Annotated in this window: 17 protein-coding genes and 3 pseudogenes; 11 read left to right on the top strand and 9 right to left on the bottom strand. The window is 55.6% G+C overall.

Features of this window, described 5'->3' with window-relative positions; genetic code table 11:
• Positions 1 to 31: 31 nt before the first annotated feature.
• The 6 genes from ACZ9BB_RS07520 to ACZ9BB_RS07495 form a co-directional block, all read right to left on the bottom strand.
• Complete coding sequence (locus ACZ9BB_RS07520) at positions 32 to 1,312, bottom strand: OprD family porin (protein ID WP_476213201.1); 1,281 nt, start codon at positions 1,310 to 1,312, stop codon at positions 32 to 34.
• Positions 1,313 to 1,587: 275 nt separating this feature from the next.
• On the bottom strand, positions 1,588 to 2,283 hold the full coding sequence (locus ACZ9BB_RS07515; protein WP_057400013.1) for a DUF4286 family protein: 696 nt from the start codon (positions 2,281 to 2,283) through the stop codon (positions 1,588 to 1,590).
• A 23-nt stretch (positions 2,284 to 2,306) separates the two neighbouring features.
• Entirely contained in the window at positions 2,307 to 3,200 is an 894-nt protein-coding gene (locus tag ACZ9BB_RS07510) for a fumarylacetoacetate hydrolase family protein (protein ID WP_476213200.1), read from the bottom strand.
• 3 nt (positions 3,201 to 3,203) lie between these two features.
• A complete protein-coding gene (locus ACZ9BB_RS07505) occupies positions 3,204 to 4,004 on the bottom strand; it encodes a 2-keto-4-pentenoate hydratase (RefSeq protein WP_476213199.1) in 801 nt (266 codons plus the stop codon).
• Positions 4,001 to 4,807 (bottom strand): IclR family transcriptional regulator, encoded by an 807-nt coding sequence (locus ACZ9BB_RS07500; protein ID WP_476213198.1) that lies wholly within the window; start codon positions 4,805 to 4,807, stop codon positions 4,001 to 4,003. Before ACZ9BB_RS07500 ends, ACZ9BB_RS07505 begins: the two co-directional genes overlap by 4 nt.
• A 287-nt stretch (positions 4,808 to 5,094) precedes the next feature.
• Complete coding sequence (locus ACZ9BB_RS07495; RefSeq protein WP_476213197.1) at positions 5,095 to 6,273, bottom strand: fumarylacetoacetate hydrolase family protein; 1,179 nt, start codon at positions 6,271 to 6,273, stop codon at positions 5,095 to 5,097.
• A 120-nt stretch (positions 6,274 to 6,393) separates the two neighbouring features.
• On the opposite strand from ACZ9BB_RS07495, the gene ACZ9BB_RS07490 reads away from it, so the two are divergent.
• The 6 genes from ACZ9BB_RS07490 (at position 6,394) to ACZ9BB_RS07465 (ending at position 14,771) form a co-directional block, all read left to right on the top strand.
• On the top strand, positions 6,394 to 7,371 hold the full coding sequence (locus ACZ9BB_RS07490) for a LysR family transcriptional regulator (RefSeq protein WP_476213196.1): 978 nt from the start codon (positions 6,394 to 6,396) through the stop codon (positions 7,369 to 7,371).
• Positions 7,372 to 7,504: 133 nt separating this feature from the next.
• Entirely contained in the window at positions 7,505 to 9,052 is a 1,548-nt protein-coding gene (locus ACZ9BB_RS07485; protein ID WP_476213195.1) for a UxaA family hydrolase, read from the top strand.
• A 60-nt stretch (positions 9,053 to 9,112) separates the two neighbouring features.
• Positions 9,113 to 10,693 carry an aldehyde dehydrogenase (NADP(+)) gene (locus ACZ9BB_RS07480; RefSeq protein WP_476213194.1) on the top strand — a complete coding sequence of 527 codons (1,581 nt, stop codon included), beginning with the start codon at positions 9,113 to 9,115 and terminating at the stop codon, positions 10,691 to 10,693.
• 422 nt (positions 10,694 to 11,115) lie between these two features.
• Complete coding sequence (locus tag ACZ9BB_RS07475) at positions 11,116 to 12,549, top strand: MFS transporter (protein WP_476213193.1); 1,434 nt, start codon at positions 11,116 to 11,118, stop codon at positions 12,547 to 12,549.
• A gap of 117 nt (positions 12,550 to 12,666) precedes the next feature.
• On the top strand, positions 12,667 to 13,593 hold the full coding sequence (locus tag ACZ9BB_RS07470; protein ID WP_476213192.1) for a shikimate dehydrogenase family protein: 927 nt from the start codon (positions 12,667 to 12,669) through the stop codon (positions 13,591 to 13,593).
• A gap of 158 nt (positions 13,594 to 13,751) precedes the next feature.
• Positions 13,752 to 14,771, top strand: coding sequence for a Gfo/Idh/MocA family protein (locus tag ACZ9BB_RS07465; RefSeq protein WP_476213191.1), 1,020 nt, complete (start codon positions 13,752 to 13,754; stop codon positions 14,769 to 14,771).
• Positions 14,772 to 14,793: 22 nt separating this feature from the next.
• Here the strand turns inward: ACZ9BB_RS07465 and ACZ9BB_RS07460 are convergent.
• The 3 genes and pseudogenes from ACZ9BB_RS07460 to ACZ9BB_RS07450 form a co-directional block, all read right to left on the bottom strand.
• A pseudogene (locus ACZ9BB_RS07460) lies at positions 14,794 to 15,104 on the bottom strand (Arm DNA-binding domain-containing protein); the annotation flags it as partial.
• A 304-nt stretch (positions 15,105 to 15,408) separates the two neighbouring features.
• A pseudogene (locus ACZ9BB_RS07455) lies at positions 15,409 to 15,624 on the bottom strand (ATP-binding protein); the annotation flags it as partial.
• Between the two features lie 284 nt (positions 15,625 to 15,908).
• Positions 15,909 to 16,721, bottom strand: a complete 813-nt coding sequence (locus ACZ9BB_RS07450) for a helix-turn-helix domain-containing protein (RefSeq protein ID WP_476213190.1) — start codon at positions 16,719 to 16,721, stop codon at positions 15,909 to 15,911.
• Between the two features lie 328 nt (positions 16,722 to 17,049).
• On the opposite strand from ACZ9BB_RS07450, the gene ACZ9BB_RS07445 reads away from it, so the two are divergent.
• From ACZ9BB_RS07445 to ACZ9BB_RS07425, 5 genes and pseudogenes are all read left to right on the top strand, one after another.
• Positions 17,050 to 17,313 carry a hypothetical protein gene (locus ACZ9BB_RS07445; RefSeq protein WP_476213189.1) on the top strand — a complete coding sequence of 88 codons (264 nt, stop codon included), beginning with the start codon at positions 17,050 to 17,052 and terminating at the stop codon, positions 17,311 to 17,313.
• Between the two features lie 75 nt (positions 17,314 to 17,388).
• On the top strand, positions 17,389 to 18,279 hold the full coding sequence (locus tag ACZ9BB_RS07440; RefSeq protein WP_476213188.1) for a LysR family transcriptional regulator: 891 nt from the start codon (positions 17,389 to 17,391) through the stop codon (positions 18,277 to 18,279).
• A gap of 257 nt (positions 18,280 to 18,536) precedes the next feature.
• Positions 18,537 to 19,028: a TIGR03756 family integrating conjugative element protein gene (locus ACZ9BB_RS07435; RefSeq protein WP_476213187.1), complete on the top strand. Its 492-nt coding sequence runs from the start codon at positions 18,537 to 18,539 to the stop codon at positions 19,026 to 19,028.
• A gap of 113 nt (positions 19,029 to 19,141) precedes the next feature.
• Positions 19,142 to 19,756, top strand: a pseudogene (locus tag ACZ9BB_RS07430) (DNA topoisomerase); the annotation flags it as partial.
• A 469-nt stretch (positions 19,757 to 20,225) separates the two neighbouring features.
• Complete coding sequence (locus ACZ9BB_RS07425) at positions 20,226 to 20,969, top strand: GIY-YIG nuclease family protein (protein ID WP_476213186.1); 744 nt, start codon at positions 20,226 to 20,228, stop codon at positions 20,967 to 20,969.
• Positions 20,970 to 20,973: the final 4 nt, after the last annotated feature.

The raw sequence follows: 20,973 nt of genomic DNA, 5'->3' as shown, positions 1-20,973 counted from the left end.
TACTCATCAAGGGAAGCGAACCGGAGACGTTTTATAGCAGCGAGATGGGGTAATTGATGAAAATCCGGTTTTCATCAAATTCATTGGTGCTGAAGTCCCGACGAATCGACGCATTGCGCCATTTCACGTTGAGGTTTTTCAGCGCGCCGCTCTGCACAGTGTAGGCCAGTTCGGTTTCACGGCCCCATTCCTTGCCGTCGTCAACGGTGGCGGTGTGTACGTTATCGCCGCTGATGTAGCGGTTCATCAACGTCAGGCCCGGTACACCAACGGCAGCGAAGTTGAAGTCGTGGCGCACTTGCCAGGATTTTTCCTTCGCGTTGTCGTAGCTGGAGTTGTAGCTGTCGTTGGCCAGGGTGCCGCCGCTGGTGCCGTTGACGCGCATCCAGGCATCGTCGCCGCTGACTTTTTGCAGGCCGACATAGAAGGTGTTGCCGCCGTATTTGGCCGAGAGCAGGGCGAACGCGGTTTTGTTGTCCAGGTCGCCGGCCAGGGCGTTGCCGTCTTCCTTGCCGATGAAATAGCCGAGGTTGGCGCCCAGGGTCAAGTCGCCGATGGGCTGGCTGTGGGTCAGGTTGAAATATTGCTGCTGGTAGATGTCTGACAGTTCAGCGTACCAGACGCCGACTTGGGTGCGCTTTTCATTGAAGGCGTATTCGCCACCGCCGAAGTTGAAGCGGTCAGAAGTGAAGGCACCACGGCCATTCATCGACATGTCTTCCATGCTCGCGTCGTTACGCGGACTGTTGGCGCGGAACTGGCCACCGTATAGGGTCAGGCCGTTGATTTCAGTGGAAGTTACCTGGCCCCCACGGAAGGTTTGCGGCAGGGAACGGCCGTCATCAGAGCGCAGGATTGGCAGCACTGGCATCCACTCGCCGACCTTCAGCTCGGTCTTCGAGACTTTGCCCTTGAGGGCCACGCCCAGGCGCCCGAAGTCATCGGCCGGACGGCCATCGTCATGCACCGGCAGCAACTGAGTGCCCGCCGTGCCACGGCCGCCGTCGAGCTTTACCGAGTACAGGCCCAACACGTCCACGCCGAAACCGACCGTGCCCTGGGTGAACCCGGACTTGGCATCGAGGATGAAGTTCTGAGTCCATTCCTCGGCTTTGCCTTGGGCGGCGTTCGGGTTGGTGAAGTTGCGATTGATGTAAGCGTTGCGCAAATTGAGGGTGGCCGTAGCGCCATCGACAAAACCGCTATTTTGATCGGCTTGAACAACAGCTGACGAACCCGCGCATAACGCAAGAGTCAGACTGATGAACGATGGATGTGCAGGCACGCTGCGGATAGTAACCGGGTAGCGCATGATGTTTCCTCACAATGAATTATTATTGTTTTTTGTTGCGATTTTTAGCTCGTGACAACGCATGCACAGACAGCCCGAAGAGCTAACTTCCGAGCGACCGAAGGAGTTCCTTATCTAGCCCGTTATTGAGCAACTTGATAATTGTTTAATATCGCCTTAAGCAAAACCCGAGCGTGCGCAGACGCGAGCTAAACTCAATGCCTGTATTGGCACGCTCGTGAGGAATTGCATGAGAACAACGACTGAACGTTAAAACGTACTCGAACGCTCGGCGATCAACCCGCACTCCCCGGCGTTTTGCAACGTGTGTATTCCAGTTGATAGAGCGTGGTTTCCGGTCCTGTCGATTGCCCCTCCAACAGCCGTTGCAGCTCGGCCACAAAAGACTCGCCAGCGACGCGAACGTAGTCAGGCGCACAACCTTCGATCATGACGATCCAGGCCGGTATCTGGGTGCCTTCGGCGCGGGCCTTTTTCTCTGCGGTTTCAACCTTGCTCACGGCCTCATCAGCTACACACAAATGCACGCCCGTAATACCCTGTTTATCCGCCAGGGGAGGTAGCACGCGTTGGCGCAGTGCATCTGATACCGATTTATGTTGCCCTTCAACAACATCGAAACGGACCGTTAACAAATACGCGCCCTGCCCCACACCGCTGGAGTAAGTGACTTCGCAAATGGATCGCGCGACATTGCGATAGGATTTCACCGACTGCTGGGTCCACGCCGTCGGGGTGTTGAGACGCGATAAATAATCCTGCCCTCCCAACACCTGCACAGAATCAGCCTCATAGAGGTTGAAATAAGTCGGCCCGGCATCCAAAGCGATGTACCGGCGTCCCCGCAAAAAGCCCGGAATTCCAGCCCGCTCAGGCATGTGCTCACGGTTATGCCACTCATAGAACTCGTCCCGCGCTTCGGGCAGAAGATCATGCCAGATCGCGACTACACCTGTTCCTGCAAAGCTCATAGCGTTTTTTCCTTTAGCGATAGTCAGTCAACATTGGGATGGCGGCCCGCGACCCATGCAGCCCCCATTTCAGCAACGTACGGAACCACGGTCTGAAATTGTTCACCCAACCCCTGGCCACCGACACGCATGGTGTCACCTGCCTTGAGGAATACCGGTGGCTTCTGCCCGAGCCCCACACCTGGTGGCGTACCGGTAATGATGACGTCACCCGGCAGTAGCGGCATGAAGCGACTGAGGTACGCGACAATATGGGCAACACTGAAGATCATCGTACGGGTATTGCCGGTCTGGAGACGTTTGCCATTCACATCGAGCCAGAGGTCAAGTGCCTGCGGATCGGCAATTTCGTCACGGGTGACCAGCCAAGGTCCCAGAGGAGCGAAAGAAAATCCGCTTTTGCCCTTGGTCCACTGGCCTTCGTACTCAAGCTGATAAGCCCGCTCGGAAACATCATTGGCCAGGCAATAACCGGCAATGTGATTCAATGCCTGCGACTCATCGATCTGCCAGGCAGGCGTACCGATGACGATGGCCAGTTCGACTTCCCAATCCAGTTTCTGAGCGCCCGTTGGCAAGATGACCGGGTCATTGGCTCCGCTGATGGACGCAGTGTGTTTGTTGAAGACCACCGGTTGGCTCGGGATAGGCGTATTCGTTTCAGCCGCGTGATCGGAGTAGTTCAGCCCGATGCAAATCAGGTTCGGTACGCTGCCTACGCACGGGCCAAGACGCGTGCCAGGCGCCACCACGGGCAGCTTTTCAACGTCGACCGCGCGCAGTTTTTCAAGCACTGCCGGGCTCAGGGCCGACGCATCGATGTCATCGACAATGCCCGAGAGGTCTCGAACGATCCCTTGCGAATCCAAGATTCCCGGCTGTTCCTGCCCCGGTAAACCAAAACGAACTAAGCGCATTTGTTACTCCTCCAGCGTTGAGAAATGGACAGACAATGAGCCTGCTCCGCCGAACTGAACATGCAGTGGCTGGTTAACGGGCACATCGAGAACACCTGCATAGGACCCGGTGATAATCACCTGCCCTGCTTGCAGCCCTATCCCTTGTGTAGACAGAAAATTGGCCAGCCAGACGATCGGCAACAACGGATCCCCGTCCGGATGGCGGCCCTTGATACTCACGAGCTCCGACGTTGCATCGCTCAGGGTGATAGCCAGTTCAGAGGGCATGCTGGCAGGGTTCGACAGCGTGATTGGGGCCCCAAGTACCAGGCCGTGATTGAATAGACCATCCGCGAGCAATTGCTCGAAGGGCAGTGTCTGTGGATCGGTATAACGGCAGTCGATCACTTCCAATGCCAAGCGCACGTCGCTGATCGCAGCAGCGATCTGTTCAGCGGTATAAGGCTCGACACGTGCCGGCAAATCATGGGCCAGGACGCACGCCAATTCGGGCTCGATGCGCGCCTTATCGGCGTCAGCGGCCAGTCGGTAACGTTCGCCGTTTACAATGCTGTCGCTGTAGATCGGGGCTACGATCCACTTGCCAGCCGGCGGCAATGCACACTTCCAGCCCCCCACGGTTTTTCCAGCCAATGGGCCCACGTGTTGCTGAATGGCAAAACCTTGTGCGAGGCTGCTCGGCAGGTTCGGGCCAGGCAAGGATGCCAGCCGAACCCCCTCTAGCCGTGCACGAACCAGAGCGGCAGCGGCGACTTCCAGCCCTGATCCGGCCTTGGCCTCAGCAGGTGCGAGTTGGCTCATACGCTCTCCGAATGCACGTTGTTCTGGCGCGGCCAAACCGTACCCAGCTTGTTAGCGGCCTCTTCCAGCAAGGCATGCAATTCGTCATAACGTTCGGGCTGCATGCGCAACACCGGGCCGGCGATACTCATCGTGCCCACCACAGTGCCGGACGGAACCAGCTTGACCGGTACGGCAATCGCCCAGACACCCGCCTCGGCTTCTTCAATGACCAAGCCATACCCGCGCTTTCGGGTCAGTGCCAGCTCGGCCAACAAGCCTTCGACGCTGTTGACCGCTTTCGGCCCGCGCCCAATCCCGGCGTCAGCTTTCCCCAGCCCGCTGCGCAGTGCATGCTCAATGGCCAGCTCATCAGACATCGTTGCCAGCCAGGCTTTGCCATTGGCGGTTGCATAGAGATTGATCGGTTTATCCATGGCCGGCGAATACATAAGCCCCGGCGCGGCGCCTTGGGCCGACGATAACCAGGACAAGGTGCCCTCGTTGACCACCGTCAACCGCACCAACTCGTGACATTGAATAGCCACTTGCTCGATGATCGGCTGGACCAATTCAGGCAAGCCAATTCCATGTAAATAGCGCTGCCCCAACAGTGCCAGCTTCAGCGTCAAGCGGTACTGCGACGTCGCTTCATCCTGCTCCGCCCACCCTTGCTCGACTAACTGAGCAAGCACCCGATGAGCAGGCCCCTTCTCCAGGCTCAGCTCGGCTGCGATATCGGACATCCGCATCCAGCGAGCCTCACGGGCCAGCAGTTCAATCGCCTCCAGGCAACGGTCAACAGCACCTTTAACGACTCTCATATTTTTCTCGACTTATCTTTGACAATGAGGTGGATTCGAGCAACATTGTTCGTACTGGAACCGTGTTCCAATAGTATGCAGGCGTCCCCGGATAAGTCAAACCCGCTTGCACCGGCTTGGCCTTATCGAGACAGAGCGGGCCATACAGCCGGTTACCCGGGACATGGGACGCCTGACAGAGATAAAAACCGAACCCTTCGGGTCCGGCTCTTTATCCATAGACAAGCGCCTGTGCATGTTCAATCTTTGCGGAAGAACGCCCAATGCCTCTCACCACCCCGCCTTACCTACAGCAGTCCGCGGGCAGCAAGATTGTGCATCATTGCTCGCAAGCCGAAAGTCCAAGGCGCCGCCTCATGGCTGTAGGTGACGGTATTGCGCAGCGTGCCCAGCAACGGACTCCCGATGCTGACCTCATCACCCTGCTTATGAGTGAAGCCGCTTCCCGGCTCCTCACGATCCTGGGTAGGCGCAAACAATGTCCCGAGAAAAAGCATGAAGCCGTCCGGGTATTGGTGATCACCGCCGACCGTCTGGGCTACGAGATCCAACGGGTCACGGCTGATCAGGGCCATGGAACTGCTGCCTTCAAGCGTAAAGCCGTCGCCGCCCTGGACGTGCAAATCCACGACGCAGTTGCGCACGTCATCGAGCGTAAACGCTTCATCGAACAGACGAATAAATGGGCCGATCGCACAGGACGCATTGTTGTCCTTGGCCTTGCTCAACAGCAGTGCGCTGCGGCCTTCGAAATCACGCAAATTGACGTCATTGCCCAAGGTGACGCCATGCACTTGGCCTCGGCTGTTCACCGCCAGCACAATTTCCGGTTCCGGGTTGTTCCATTCAGACTTGCGATGAATTCCGATTTCGCTGCCGCTGCCCACTGCGGCCAGAACCGGCGCCTTCGTGAAAATCTCCGCATCCGGGCCGATACCGACCTCCAGGTATTGCGACCACATGCCCTGCTTGATCAGCACAGCTTTAAGGCGCGTCGCTTCTGGCGAGCCCGGCTTGATTGCCCGCAAGTTATCGCCTATTGCGTCGTGCACCAAGCGGCGAACACTTTCAGCTTTGGCAGCATCGCCTCGGGCCTGCTCCTCGATGACCCGCTCAATCATGCTGGACGCGAACGTTACCCCAGCCGCCTTGATGACTTGCAAATCCGCCGGGGGCAACAGCGATGCCTTGTCGGGATCGGCATGGCTGCCGGTGTTCCCAAGCAACGCCTCGACAGTCCCGATGTATCTGCCAGGCGCCTGACGAACCGCCAACAACGGCGAGGCGTGTTCCAGCAGTTCGCTGATTGTCGAAAAGGCTTCAGAAAGATCAAACGCTCCTTCATCGCGCAACACCACCGGCGAGGGTCCTGCAATCGCCCCCGGGATCCAGGCACGGCCGATCAGCGTTCCGGCCAAGCCATCCACTGGCAGTGTGTTTTCGCGCGTCAGTTTCAAATTAGCCATAAAGCTTCCAGATCAGTCAGCCATCAGAGCCGTCAAGCTAATGGACCGCCCCCGCAAATCCCAATGAAAGAATCTCACTCATCAATGCTGTTTCGTTATCGACAGACAAGGCCTTATCCAATGGAAAACGATCAAATTACTTTTGGCAGTGTCACCCGATGGCTGAAGATCAAACATTTGGTACTGGTCAATAGCCTGGCCAAGACCCGCAATATGCACACCACCGCAGAACACATGAATGTTACGCAACCGGCCATCAGTAAATTGCTTCGCGATCTGGAAGTACTCTTGGGTTTCCCCTTGTTTGAGCGCCAAACGCGTAACCTGGTCCTGACTGAACTGGGGGAGTTCGTGGCCCGTTATGCACGCATTACCCTGGAAGACACGGAATCGTTCGTCGACCAGGTCAACAAGTTGCGTAAAGGCGGGCATGGCCATTTAAAAATCGGCACCATTTTCGCCGCGACATCCGTGGTGCTGCCTGAAGCGATCGCCAGCATCAAGCGGGAGCGTCCGCTCCTTTCTATCGAGGTGATCGAACAAACCAGCAATCACCTGCTGGAAATGCTCGAACAAAAAAAGCTCGATTTGATCATTGCACGCTTCACGGATGAGGATTGCCAGCCTTTCGAATTTACATCGCTGGGACCTGAACCCTTTTGCCTTGTCGCGAACAGCACACATCCCTTGTGCCGACTCGAGGAGGTCCCCACTGAAGCACTCAGCGAATGGCCATGGGTCATGTACCCCTTTAATACGCCGATCCGACAACGCATGGAGCGGGCTTTCACGCTGTTCAAGATCGTCCCGCCAACCAACACCGTGGAGACGATTTCCATGCAAACCTTCCTGCAGTTGCTTCAGTCTGGCCCCATGCTCGCCATGCTCCCCGAGTCCATGGTCCAGTCGCAACTGCAAAACGGCCAGCTGAAAATCCTCAACACGCCCTTCAAGGTTGAATCCCAGGATTACGGTGTGATCACTCGCAAGGACGAGCCCCTGTCAGAGCCAACGCGGAGGTTTGTCGCGACTTTATTAGCGTTCGCCAGACAACGGCAAACGGCTACAGAGAAGAGGGACTGCAAGCACCCCCAATAAAAGTCGATGAGGCAAAGTTATCGAGCAATCGAAAGCTCTCATTAGGCAGCCATTTCCATGAATCCTATAGTGCCGGCACAAAAGTGCGGCGCTATTAGCGACCGCCCACCACCCAGCAGCCCGTGAGGATGCGATGGAACTGATCATGAAAACCGGTGCAGCAGCTGTGCTGCGCTTGAACCCGCTGGACGATGTGCTGATTGCACGCCGACCGCTACTCGCCGGGGAAATCCTTGAGCCAGAAGGCATAACCATCCGCCAAGCGATCGTCCCGGGCCATAAAGTCGCCTCCCGCCGTATCGAAGCCGGTCAACCGGTGAGGCGCTATGGGCAAATCATTGGTTTTGCTGTTGTCGACATAGAAGCAGGCGAGCACATCCATGTGCACAACCTGGCCATGGGGGAATTCACTCGAGATTATGCTTTCAGCGTCGATGCGAAACCCAGCGTCAAGCCGAGTGAAGCCCCGTCGTTCATGGGTATCGTACGCCCGGATGGACGCGTCGCGACGCGCAACTACATCGGCATTCTTACGTCAGTGAATTGCTCTGCCACAGTCGCCCGGGCCATCGCAGACCATTTTCGTCGGGACATCAATCCCGGCGCACTGCAAGCGTTTCCAAACGTCGACGGTGTTGTCGCTCTCACGCATTCCGCCGGCTGCGCCGTTGATCCTGCGGGCGACGGTTTGAGCATGTTGCGCCGGACATTGGCCGGCTATGCGACCCACGCCAACTTTGCGGCCGTGCTGGTGATCGGGTTGGGCTGCGAGACGAACCAAATCGACTCATTACTCACAACCCAAGGACTCACCCGTAGCAATACCCTACGCACGTTCAACATCCAGGACAGTGGCGGTACATCCAAGGCCATCGCCAGTGGCATTGACCACGTGAAGCAATTGCTTGGCGAGGCCAATCAAATTCAGCGTGAACCGGTCAGCGCTCGCCATCTGGTCGTTGGGCTTCAGTGCGGTGGCTCGGATGGCTACTCCGGTATTACTGCCAACCCTGCGCTGGGCAACGCGGTGGATCGCCTGGTCGCCTGCGGCGGTACCGCGATTCTTTCCGAAACCCCTGAAATATACGGTGCCGAACACTTGCTGACACGACGGGCTGTGAGCCGTGAAGTCGGCGAAAAACTCATCGCTCGCATTCACTGGTGGGAACAGTACTGCGAGCGTATGGGGGCCGAACTAAACAATAACCCCTCAGCCGGCAACAAGGCAGGTGGCTTGACCACCATTCTGGAAAAGTCGCTGGGCGCGGTGGCAAAGGCTGGCTCGAGCAACCTGATGGATGTCTACGAATACGCCCAGGCCGTCACGGCCAACGGGCTGGTTTTCATGGACACCCCTGGCTATGACCCGGTCTCGGCAACCGGCCAGGTCGCCGGTGGCGCGAACCTGATTGCGTTTACCACCGGTCGTGGATCGGCCTATGGCTGTGCCCCGGCCCCATCAATCAAGCTGGCGACCAATAGCGCCTTATGGGCGCGTCAGCGAGAAGACATGGACATCAACTGCGGCGAAATAGCCGAAGACACTTTGACCATCGAGGCGTGCGGTGCAGCGATCTTTGAAACCATGCTGCGCATTGCCTCGGGCGAACGCAGCATGAGCGAACAACACGGATACGGACAAAATGAGTTCGTGCCTTGGCAGATCGGCGCCGTCACCTGATTTTCAGTCCTGGGGACGCCTTGCCCTTCTATCACATGCACTTTCAACCTGGAGACAACCATGTCCCTCATCACCGGCCAAAATTTTATCGGCGGTCAGCGCCGCGCCACGGGCAGTGTCATCGTCAAGAGTGTGGATGCCAGCACGGGGGAAACCTTACCCTATGCCTTCCACCAGGCGACTGCGCAAGAAGTCGAGGACGCGGCTCATGCAGCCCACAATGCTTTTTCCAGCTACCGCACCCTGAGCGCGAGCAAACGGGCTGAATTTCTCGATGCCATTGCTCAAGAGCTAGAGGCTTTGGACGATGAGTTCATTGCGCTGGTTTGCCGTGAAACAGCACTGCCTGTCGCTCGCATCCAGGGCGAACGCGCACGTACCAGCGGTCAAATGCGCTTGTTTGCAAACGTGCTGCGGCGTGGTGACTTCTATGGGGCTCGCATCGACCAAGCGTTACCCCTTCGCAAACCGTTGCCGCGCCCTGACCTTCGCCAGTACCGCACCGCAATCGGTCCGGTTGCTGTGTTTGGTGCCAGTAATTTTCCATTGGCTTTCTCCACGGCCGGCGGCGATACCGCCTCGGCCCTCGCGGCGGGTTGTCCGGTGGTATTCAAAGCCCACAGCGGCCACATGGCCACTGCAGAACAGGTCGCCAACGCGATCATCCGGGCGGCCGAGCGCAGCGGCATGCCCGTCGGTGTCTTCAACATGATTTATGGCAGTGGCGTAGGCGAAGCCTTGGTAAAACACCCGCTCATCAAGGGCGTTGGTTTTACCGGATCGCTCAAAGGCGGTCGAGCGCTGTGCGATATGGCCGCCGCTCGCCCCGACCCCATTCCAGTCTTCGCCGAGATGTCGAGCATCAACCCGGTCGTGATCCTGCCTCAGGCACTCTCGCGTCGAGCCGACAGTATCGCTCACGATCTTGTCGCCTCGGTGGTTCAAGGTTGTGGGCAGTTCTGCACCAATCCCGGGCTGGTGGTTGGTATTCGTTCGGCTGCATTTAGTGCCTTTCAGGATAGAGTGGCAGCGTTTATAAATGACCAACCGGCACAGACAATGCTCAACGCAGGCACCCTGCGTAGCTATGCGGCTGGCTTGCAGAACCTGCACGCGCACCCCGGCATCGTGCACCTGGCTGGCAGCAACCAACAGGGTCACCAAGCCCAGCCACAGTTGTTCAAGGCCGACGTAGCGTTGCTGCTTAACGGCGACAAGGTTCTTCAAGAGGAAATCTTCGGCCCCACGTCCATCTTCATCGAGGTCGCTGACCAGGCGCAACTCAACGCTGCCATCGATGCCCTTCACGGACAATTGACCGCAACCTTGATTGGCGAGCCAGAAGACCTTACGCAGTTCGTAGAGTTGACTGCTTTGCTGGAGATGAAGGTTGGCCGCATCCTCATCAATGGCTACCCAACGGGTGTCGAGGTCTGCGATTCAATGGTGCACGGTGGCCCTTATCCTGCCACGTCTGATAGCCGTGGCACTTCGGTCGGCACCTTGGCCATCGACCGCTTCCTGAGGCCAGTGTGCTTCCAAAACTACCCCGACGCGTTGCTTCCCGATGTTCTAAAGAACGCGAATCCGTTGAACATTTCGAGGCTCGTCGACGGTGCTCTCTCGAGAGATAGCTTGTAGGTTGGCAAACGGGCACGTCGGCATGCAGACGAATTGATTTCCGATTCCCTTAAGGCGCGGGCTAGTGCGCCTTAAGGTCACTCTGTACTGCTGACGCGCCAAAATTTTGCAGAGCAATCTACAAACGTTAAAACCTGTCGCTGGGGTCATTGCTCTCTGTATGAGCAACAGCGGCGACAGCTTGACGCTTGGGAACCTGTTCATCCTCTAGCGCCCTATTCGCCCGAACGCACGAGCAGGCTTTGCCGTGCTCGCTCGGCTGGGCGACGACGTCGGACGTATGAACTCAGCACCGCACAAAAACCAGCGTCCCGCTTGATCGCCCAAGGGGACTTCTCCCTTGACAAGGCGGCAATTTCGGTAACAGAATTACTGATGGAACGGCGTTACAATAACAACAATTGAGAAACCGGAGACACGTTATGAATCAGAGCATACCGATCGACGCTCATTCCAAAAGCCAGTCAAAGAAAGCCGCAGCTAGCGGCTGGATCGGCTCGGCACTGGAGTATTACGACTTCTTTATCTATGCGACCGCGGCGGCCTTGCTGTTTCCACAGCTCTTTTTTCCGTCTGATAACCCAGCGGTCGGCATCATTGCCTCTCTGGCAAGCTTTGGTGTGGGCTATATCGCCCGGCCGATAGGCGCTGTTGTCCTAGGGCATTTGGGTGATCGCCACGGCCGTAAAACGGTTCTGGTTTACTGCATGTTCCTGATGGGCTTCTCGACGATGTGCATCGGGCTGCTGCCAACGTACCAGCAGATCGGGATCTGGGCGCCCTTGCTGCTTGTGACGTTGCGCCTGATTCAGGGTTTTGCGGTGGCCGGGGAGATCTCCTGCGCCAGCTCCATGATTCTCGAACACGCTCCGTCCGGTCGCCGTGGTTACTTCGCGAGTTTTACCCTCCAAGGGGTTCAGGCCGGGCAACTGCTCGCGGCAGCAGTTTTCTTGCCTCTCGCTCATTTTATGCCTGCGGATCAGTTCGCATCCTGGGGCTGGCGGATTCCGTTCCTGCTCAGCGTCGTTGTCGTCATCATGGGATATATCATTCGCCGCCAGGTCGACGAGACACCTGTATTTGCCAAACAAAAAACGCAAGGCGAAGCAACTGTTCTGCCAGTTGTCGAAGTCATCCGGCAGAGCTGGGGTGACCTCTTGCGTGTGATCTGCATGGCACTTGCTGCGGTGATCGCCATTGTCGCCTCGGTATTCGGCGCCACCTATGCGGTTCAACCGGCCTATGGCATCGGTTTCCCGGCAGGCGTCTATTTGTGGATTCCTCTGCTGGGTAACATGTGCGCGGTGATCCTGATCCCCTTCGTTGGTAACCTCTCAGACAAGATCGGCCGCAGGCCCCCAGTCATTATTGGCGTTCTCTGCGCAGGACTGCTCTCGTACGCGTACCTGTACGCTATCAGCGTCCACAACCTGTGGCTTTCGCTGGTTCTCTCCGTACTCATGTGGGGCATCGCCTATCAGGGTTTCAACGGCGTATTCCCGAGCCTCTTTCCCGAATTGTTCCGTACGCGGGTGCGTGTGACCGGTATGGCCATCGGACAGAACATAGGGACCGCGATGACTGCGTTTCTCCCGGCAATCTTCGTTACTGTAGCGCCCCCCGGCTCCGAGAATATCCCACTAAAAATCGGTTCTCTTACATTAGGTATCTGTGTTATCGCTGCGATCGCGGCGTTCACTACACGTGAAACATACCGGATTCGCCTTGAAGATCTCGGCAAACGCAACGCAGTGCCTATTGCCAAAGAAGAATACGATCGTATGCGGGCCGAAGCGATGCAGGGCACAGCTCAGACAGACGCACCGAAGGATCTGGCTAGCCAACTGCGCTCGTAACGACTTTCGACGATCACACTGGTGCGACCATTAGGTTTTCGCGACCCACACAGGCCCGACGGGCAGAGCAGCATCCTGCGGTCGGCACTTGCCAATGCATAGCCATCGACGCTGTGCATGAGCCAAGAAGCCGCCAGGACGCCTCTTCCCGTCAACATCAAATATCAGGCAACCATGGCCTCACATATCACAGGAACAACTCGGCTTTATGGATTGGTCGGCCATCCGCTGACGGCTGCCAAGTCTCCGCAATTATTCAACCGACTCTTTATAGAACAGCAGGCAGACGCGGTTTGTATTCCATTGGAGGTCAAGGCCGATGACCTGTCCGCGTTCGTGAAGGGTGCCAGAGCGCTGAACAATCTCGCCGGCATCCTGGTCACCATGCCTCACAAGCAAAGGATGCTGGATGTTGTCGACGAACTTCATCCGACTGCGCGTCAAGTCGGTGCGATCAACGTCATTCGTTGCGAGACAGACGGACGTTGGGTCGGCGCCGTATTCGATGGCCTCGGCTGTGTTCTTGGCATGCAATGGGAAGGCAACCATCCAGCGAACAAAAACGTTCTTTTGGTCGGTGCTGGAGGCGCAGGCAGAGCGATCGCATTTGCCGTCGCGTCGGCGGGTGCTCGATCGCTGACTATCTCCGATGTCGACGAACACCGAGCCGAGGATCTGGCGAAAGCCGTTGCTGCCGAAACAGGTTGCATCACGCATTCCGGCCCACCCGACCCACATGGCTATGAAATCGTGATCAATGCCACGCCGCTTGGCATGAGCAAAAATGATCCTATGCCTGTGGACCCCGAGCGGCTCGAGCCCGGTACCCTCGTTGTGGATATCATCAATTCGCCAGACTCGACACCGCTTTGCGATGCGGCGCGTAAACGAGGGTGTCGTACCCAGGACGGTGGCCCCATGCACAAAGGTCAGGCGTTGCTTGCACTGCGCTTCCTTGGGTTCGATTACCACCCCGATAACGTAACAGCAGTCGATGCCGAATTATTGTTGCCGCCAGCAAGAGATGCCGGCCATTTGACGTAAAAGCGCTTCAGCGAAAACGGGGAAAACAACCCGTTTTCATCGAAGCGAATAAAGGGAAAGACCATGAATGATTCCAAAGTCGCTGAAACCTTTAGCGCGATCATTCTCAACCCGAACATTCCAAATGTCTGCTTGTACCGCGCCAGGAGTGAGTACGTATGAAAGTTGCGTTACTGGAGGTCAGCCATTGGCATGTCCCACTGTATCTGAATGCTCTTGAGGCCAATGGGGTTCAAGTGGTGGCCGTATCGGATTCGGAGCACGTGAAGGGCGAGGCCATTGCCGAGCGATTCAAATGCCCTTTGTATAGCTCATCCTATGAGTTGCTTGAGCGCGAGGAGGTCGATTTTGCTTTCGTGTTCGGCAGGCATTCTGAAATGCCGTCGCTGGCAGAGGCCGTGATCGCACGAAACATCCCCTTTGCCCTGGAGAAACCCTGCGGCATCAACATGGCGCAGGTCACACGACTGCGTGAGCTGGCCGAGCAAGCCAATCTCTACTGTGCTGTGCCGCTGATCTTCCGCATGAGTGAACTGCTTAGCGCTCTGCAAGATGCTGAGGGACGCTTGGCCGCGGACTTCAACTACATGTCTTTCCGCTTCATCGTAGGTCCGCCCGCTCGTTATGAAACGGCAGGCTCAGGCTGGGCCATCGATCCCGTTTTTTCTGGAGGCGGATCCACGATCAACGTGGCTACGCATTTCATAGATCTCTTCAGACTATTGACCGGTAAGGAGGTCTCTCGAGTCTCAGCCGTCATGAATTCACTGACACATCGGGGCGCCGTCGAAGACTATTCGTTATTGACCCTGCAGACTGAAGATGGCGTGATCGGTGTTGTGGAAACGGGATACAGTTTCCCCAGTACCGCCGACGAGCAGCGCGAGTTCTCTTTCACTCTTTCATCCGATCACATGTATGCCAAATCCGGTCCCGACCGAATCGAAATAAGGGATCGACAGAACCTTGCCGCCGGTACTCGAAGCCGCCGACTACAACTGGACACTGACGTCTATTACCCCCTGTTCGTCAAGCAAGTGCTTGCTGAATGCCGTAACGGTGCCAAGCCAATTGCATCATTACGCGACGCCGAGGCAATCATGCAGGTCATGGACGCGGCCTACGCTTCAGCTCGGCAAGGAGGTACGCTTTTGACGCTTACGCCGACTCCTGAATGATCTGAGCCGCCGAGCTGAATCCGAACTCCACCCACTGGTCGAACACGGCCTCGAAGGAATGCTCTGCCGCAAAACGTACAGCACGACGCTGCTGTTTACAGTGCTCATAGGGAGGATGCCTTGGGCAACCAAGGCGCGCGCCTCGTCACGTCGGGTGCGCGCTTCTTTGAGGCTGATTTGCGGGTAACAACCCAAGGACATGCGCTTCTGCTTGCCCGTCCACTAGTAACGGAAAAGCCAGATTTTTCCACCGCTGACCGTCACATTGAGCGTGAGGCCATCACTGTCACCGAGCGTGTAGTCATGGCGAATAGACATTTCTGAGAGTGCCATCGCGAGCTCCTGAACAGAGTCAGGTCCAGATGCTCATCTCGCTACGCAAACTGTTCCAGCAAAAAACCGATTCCGTACGCATCAGAATCCTGGACTTAAACGCACCGGATAGTGCTGGATTTCAGTGGTTCCCGCCGGAACAAAAAAAGGCCCCTAAGGTTCTGATTTCAATTGCTTGCAGAATTCAGTGGAACTCTATAGCGCAATAATTGGAGCGGGAAACGAGACTCGCATCTAATGTCCTAGCCATTGAAATCTAAGGGATGCCTTCAAGGGGGATATCGAGGGTGAAGGTTGCGCCCTGTCAGGCCCCGTCGCTGTGCATGGTCAAGCTGCCACCCATTTCCATCGCAGCTAGCGCGCAGCTGTGCAGCTCTTTGCGAGTAGTGAAGCCATGCGAAAAGATACGCGTCAGGTACTCTGGCGCAATCCCATTGCCGTTGTCGGCCACCGTGATACGCAATACTGGTCCGTCAGCGAGGGAGGCGACGAACGTGATGCACGGGCTGCGATCGATCAGCCGCGGTGGCGACGACGCAGTCTTTGTGCAAGAGTTCGCTGAGGTAGCTAAGCATTTCCGGGCTTTCGTCTACCACTAGCACTCTGGATTACAAGGCGTGTTTCCGGTGCTGCTCGTCGTCTGCGCCTTCCGTCGAAGGTCGGTCGTTGCTACTGCCATGGCGGCCGTCGTCGAAACTCAGGTGGCGTTGCTCGGTTGTGCTCGGTGACGATCGCGGTGTGTGTCAAATATTGCGATGACCATACGACTCAAGGAGATTCAACTCGTTAGCTGGACATAGGGCTTCAGGCAATTTGGAACAGACCATCAACAATTTGTGCCCGCCCAAGCCTCGCCTTCAAATCGCCGTCTATTTGCTCGGTATCCGCGCGATAAAGACCAACCCTGCGGTAGGCCTTGTTCTGATCTATGTCTACGCCTAAAAAGTGCCATACCACCCTCGAACAAACCGGTTTACGGGAATCACATGCTGAAACGCCCATCTTCAGCCCGTTGAGACGAGTTATTCGACTTTTAAAGCTTGGGATGAGAATGGTTTGACTGATTTCATTAGATGTCAGCGATTCGTAGTCGATGAGGAAAAGCCTGTCCTGCAGGTAGTACGCAAGGCCTTTGTACCGAGAGCGATCAAGATCTTCGACACCAGGGATACTGGACTGCAAACGCTCATGACGTTCATACATGAAACAGTCGTCACTTTCTCGCATATGCACCAGCGAGCAGGCGATGAAACCTGGATCCGACATTGCGTAATAGTACTCGTGGTAGTACCCCAGCAACGCCCGTATATGGTGTGATGATTGTTGTTCAAGATGTTCAATCGCTCGCTGCGCCGGTGTCAATTCCAGAGACGTGCTTGACTGATTGGACCGGGCGCCTATCAGGTTGACGAACTGCTCTGTCGGTAGGCCAATTTCGTATTCCTCCAGACCAAAAAAATCACAGATGCGTTTTAGATTGAATGCTGCAGGCAGACTGCGCCCACTCAAATACTTGTTGAACTGACCACGGCTGATTTTCAGCCTTCGGCAGACCTCTGCAGTGGATCGGTAGTGACGACACAGTTGTTTCAAATTGGCAGGGAAAAACTCACGCATTTTTCGATCAGTACTTATCCGCGAAGGTGCTAGAAGGCTTAAAGTTAGCAGCAATTCGCGCCACTATCGAACAACTCGCGCAATTGCATACGAACGGATAATGACTAAATATTACTGCCGGGGCAGCGAGCTCAAAATTCGTTCGTCTATACGACCCCGCGACTACAACAGATAGTAAGGAATACTACAGGCTTGAAGTCATAAATTACTCCTTACCGGTAAATGTTCTGATAGGACCACGGTATTATCGTGGTTATTTGTCACTAGACTTTCACGCGTTGTCGTCTGATTTTTTTTGAAACCACATCAGCATCCTCAGGAGCTAAACATGGATCGTTATCGCCCTTTGAAAACAAATGCCACCTCCACTTCGGTTCTCCTGATCGACACCAACGCAGAAGCGTCGCAGCTTTTGGAAAATGCTCTATTTCGGATTGGAACCGGCACTGGGCTATTGGAAGCCTTAACCTCAGTCACGCTGAAAAACTTAGGAGAAGTTGACTTTTATCGATTGATATCTTCAGCTTACATACCACTCCAAGAGGGCTTGGAACTTCTAGAGCAGTTCCATTCAAAATCCACAAAAAAATAAGTCACGCCTTGGCAGTTATCTTACAACTTGCTATCACCTTTTTCTTTTTTAAAGGGTGATAGCTGAGGAGCTATTTTGGAACTTCGCCATTTGCGCGGCTTCATCGCTGTTGCAGAAGAGCTTCACTTCGCGCGCGCTGCGGAGCGGTTGCACATAGAACAATCCCCACTTTCAAGGACGATCAAAGAACTGGAATCGGACATAGGCGCCCAGCTTTTTGACCGAACCTCTCGCGGCACCCGGTTGACGTGGCCTGGGCAAGTTTTAGCTGAGGCCGTCCATCGTATATTTCAAGCAGTGGACCAAGCACGTAGCAATGTTCAGGCAGCTGCAGCTGGATATCGGGGATCCATCAGGATCGCTTTATCCGATGGTGTTCTGCCTCAACGTTTGACAGCGATTTTGGCTCGGTGTCGAGAGCAAGAGCCAGAGGTGGAATTACGTTTATTCGAAGTCTCGTTATCCCAGCAATTGAAAGGACTGCGCGAGGACTTGTTCGATGTTGGCTTCGCTCGCTCAAAGGACATAGGTGAAGGCTTAATTGCTCAACCTGTATGGCAAACGCCGTTAACCGTAGCCGTACCTGCACGACACCCGCTCCTTGCCCTCAAGCACATTCCGTTGGACCAAGTACTGAACTACCCGTTGGTGCTGTTCCATCCTCAAACGCACGCCGGACTTCATCAGCAAATTGACAGTTTTCTGCGCCAAATACCGTCACCTGTGACAGTTGCCGGACAAGTGTCCAGTCAGGAAGTAATGCTGATCTTGGTCGCTGCCGGCTACGGTCTTGGACTCACCTGTGAAGCGCAGATGGCGCTGTGCCAAAGCGCCGAGGTCGTGACTCGTCCTCTGGCCGGTGATCCGCCTGTACTGACCAGTTACCTGCTTCGTTCATCAAATGATCCCAGCGAGCAACTGAAGCGATTCATAACCCGTGTCACCGATATGGACTCGGTCACTTGAACAGATAAACACTCCAAAAAGGCAGGACCGATTAGGTCCTGCATCAGACCCTCATTGCATCAGTACTCTCCCAGTTTGCTCAGCACGAAACTTGGGGATCCCCCCATATCCAAGGCACCCAGTCACCAAAGGCCCGTAACCCAGAAAGTCTCGACCACCACCATCGATAAATGGGTATCTACCAAGACGTATTTCGTCTTTCCCTTGAATCACGCTGACGTTTCTATAGATGGACATTGCCATCCACGGAACGCCCAATGAATCAAAAACATGAACAGCACGGCACCAAGGTCTTTTACAGCCCCATCGAAGCAGCCGTCCGCTGGAGCGACTTGCTTGTGCGAGAGATCGGCAGTCGCATCAGTGCGAATCTATGGGGAGCGGTATATCCGCGTGGTGGACTCCTGCATGGAGTCGATGACTACAAGAGCGCAGCCGTGGTTGCTCAACGCGCTGGCGACATCGTTACCCGCCGCGGACAGACTCATGTCTATCAGCCGATGCTAGGCAAAAAGCGGGATGGGTATTGGCCTGCGGGACCACTCAAGGAAAGCGATCCCAGCACGGGCAAATGGCAGGAACTGACACCCGGTCAATCTCAAACCTGCGCAGTGTTTCCAAACAACCTCACTCACACTCAATCCCCACGAGGTGACTATGCATGGGCCCTTTGGCGGCCCTATAGCTGCTGCGAACGCAAGGGCCAACTCTTCCTGGGAAGTACAGATTTCGCAGGAGCGAACCAATGAAAGCAGCCTACCAACGCGTTACAAGCCTCCCTCAATACAAGCCCTCCAGGATTCTGATAGCCGCCCTACTGCTGTCAGCAGCCACCACTCATGCCGCGAGTAAATACGAGATCATCGTTAAACGCTTGCTGACTCAGGCCACTGAGCTCGTGATTGCTACCGATGCTGATCGTGAAGGTGAAATGATTGCTCGAGAGATTCTTGATCTCTGCCAGTACCAAGGTTCGATTCAGCGACTGTGGCTGTCAGCCCTCAATGAAGCCTCGATTCGCAAGGCGCTGGCAACTTTGCGATCGGCCAATGATACCGTACTGCTGTATCACTCTGCCCTCGCCCGCTCCCGCTCAGACTGGTTGATCGGCATGAACCTGAGTCGGCTGTTCACCCTGCTTGGCCGACAGTCGGGGCATGGTGGTGTGCTCTCAGTCGGTCGCGTTCAAACACCGACGTTACGTTTGGTCGTTGATCGAGATCGCGATATTGCTCGCTTCATATCAGTACCCTACTGGGCTATCGATGTGGTGCTGACGCTTGGAGGACAGCCGTTCAACGCGCAATGGATGCCTGCGCCAGACACGGTGGATAATGCCGGACGCTGCATTCGGCAAGCGGCCGCACATCAATCGCTTCGGTGCCTTCAGGGAGCTTCGCAGGCCCAAATCACCTCGGTGGATACGCAACGAATGCGCGAAGCGCCTCCACTACCCTTTGACCTCAGCACGCTGCAACGTCACGAGGCCACCAACGACGACCCATTGGTGAATCGACGGAATGTGTCGGCCGCTTTTATCGAGCTACCGATCTTGGCCTTGGCAGTCGAAAAATCTATCTCCTTTCCTATTTTCACTGCTTCAGACACGTCAGATAGTCCTCTCGATCAGGCGCAATAAGCGGCCAGCGAATGACCGCCACTGACTTGTAAAGGAATCGCCCATGTGCAAGTCGTGACTGATTCTGTCGCGTGTTTTCGACAGGATCACGCATCCAGCCTATTCTTCCGGAGGGCCTTCGCACTACCCCATCCTACGTCAGCGATGCTGTCAAATGGACTTGCTGGGCTGGTGCTACAACGCTTTTGACCAGGCACCGAATCAGGCTCTAGAGGTCCCACTTTGTCTAGCAAGAAAATGTCATCTACAAGGGTGCATTTAAGCAAAACATTTGCGCCTAACAGTAAGCCATCATGAGGGCTGACACATGAAGCTCCGGGTAGGAATCACCGGTGAAGGTCTCAGTCTATATTTCGGCGAACCAGAGTGTCTGCGACTTGAACCATCCGCAGACGCCAATCAAGTCTCGCCCAGAGGCAACTATGTCTACGCGCACTGTGATGAGCAAGGCACGCCATTCTATATCGGAAAGGGGAAGGCGAGACGGGCATGGGACAACTCGCGCCATCAGCTCTGGCATCGATATGTAGAGCGTCACCTCAAAAATAAGTACACGATCCACATACTCGCAGACAACCTCTCTTCTGCGCAGGCTGAGAATCTCGAAAATGAATGGATTGCCCAAGAATCAGAGACCTTGGTCAACTGGATCAATTTTGGACGAAAATTTGACTTCAATGCACTGAATAAGTACCACGCACTTCGCGATGCAAACCGCGCACTCATTGTGGCGACTCGCTCATTGGAAAAGTCGGACCCAGAACTCGCCATCTCGCGCTACTACCAAGTCATTGCCGACACCGAGGCATATGCTTCACTGCAACTTGAGCACGGATTGATCGGCCTCCTGCTGGATGAAGAGAGGCAGGAGTTCGGCTACTCGGGTGAACTGCAAGCCCTTGATCGTCTCACACTTTGCCTCACGCACCTTGGACGCGCCCTGGAAGCTCAGTCTGCGACAGAGCAGTACTTTGCAATATATCGGGCCGATCAAAAGCTTCGCCTTGCCGAGTCGATCAAGACGCGTGTTGGTAAAGCAACCCGGTCATAGAAAC

The organism is Pseudomonas sp. TE3552 (genome assembly GCF_056278945.1).
Note: the sequence above shows the minus strand (reverse complement) of the source record. Positions and strands in the feature narration are given on the sequence as shown.

What these genes read in the sequence shown, in the direction of transcription:
- ACZ9BB_RS07480 (WP_476213194.1), top strand. Translation starts at nt 9,113, where the DNA reads ATGTCCCTCATCACCGGCCAAAATTTTATCGGCGGTCAGCGCCGCGCC.
- ACZ9BB_RS07470 (WP_476213192.1), top strand. Translation starts at nt 12,667, where the DNA reads ATGAGCCAAGAAGCCGCCAGGACGCCTCTTCCCGTCAACATCAAATAT.
- ACZ9BB_RS07485 (WP_476213195.1), top strand. Translation starts at nt 7,505, where the DNA reads ATGGAACTGATCATGAAAACCGGTGCAGCAGCTGTGCTGCGCTTGAAC.
- ACZ9BB_RS07450 (WP_476213190.1), bottom strand. Translation starts at nt 16,721, where the DNA reads ATGCGTGAGTTTTTCCCTGCCAATTTGAAACAACTGTGTCGTCACTAC.
- ACZ9BB_RS07435 (WP_476213187.1), top strand. Translation starts at nt 18,537, where the DNA reads ATGAATCAAAAACATGAACAGCACGGCACCAAGGTCTTTTACAGCCCC.
- ACZ9BB_RS07475 (WP_476213193.1), top strand. Translation starts at nt 11,116, where the DNA reads ATGAATCAGAGCATACCGATCGACGCTCATTCCAAAAGCCAGTCAAAG.
- ACZ9BB_RS07500 (WP_476213198.1), bottom strand. Translation starts at nt 4,807, where the DNA reads ATGAGAGTCGTTAAAGGTGCTGTTGACCGTTGCCTGGAGGCGATTGAA.
- ACZ9BB_RS07465 (WP_476213191.1), top strand. Translation starts at nt 13,752, where the DNA reads ATGAAAGTTGCGTTACTGGAGGTCAGCCATTGGCATGTCCCACTGTAT.
- ACZ9BB_RS07445 (WP_476213189.1), top strand. Translation starts at nt 17,050, where the DNA reads ATGGATCGTTATCGCCCTTTGAAAACAAATGCCACCTCCACTTCGGTT.
- ACZ9BB_RS07495 (WP_476213197.1), bottom strand. Translation starts at nt 6,273, where the DNA reads ATGGCTAATTTGAAACTGACGCGCGAAAACACACTGCCAGTGGATGGC.
- ACZ9BB_RS07520 (WP_476213201.1), bottom strand. Translation starts at nt 1,312, where the DNA reads ATGCGCTACCCGGTTACTATCCGCAGCGTGCCTGCACATCCATCGTTC.
- ACZ9BB_RS07505 (WP_476213199.1), bottom strand. Translation starts at nt 4,004, where the DNA reads ATGAGCCAACTCGCACCTGCTGAGGCCAAGGCCGGATCAGGGCTGGAA.
- ACZ9BB_RS07490 (WP_476213196.1), top strand. Translation starts at nt 6,394, where the DNA reads ATGGAAAACGATCAAATTACTTTTGGCAGTGTCACCCGATGGCTGAAG.
- ACZ9BB_RS07515 (WP_057400013.1), bottom strand. Translation starts at nt 2,283, where the DNA reads ATGAGCTTTGCAGGAACAGGTGTAGTCGCGATCTGGCATGATCTTCTG.
- ACZ9BB_RS07510 (WP_476213200.1), bottom strand. Translation starts at nt 3,200, where the DNA reads ATGCGCTTAGTTCGTTTTGGTTTACCGGGGCAGGAACAGCCGGGAATC.
- ACZ9BB_RS07425 (WP_476213186.1), top strand. Translation starts at nt 20,226, where the DNA reads ATGAAGCTCCGGGTAGGAATCACCGGTGAAGGTCTCAGTCTATATTTC.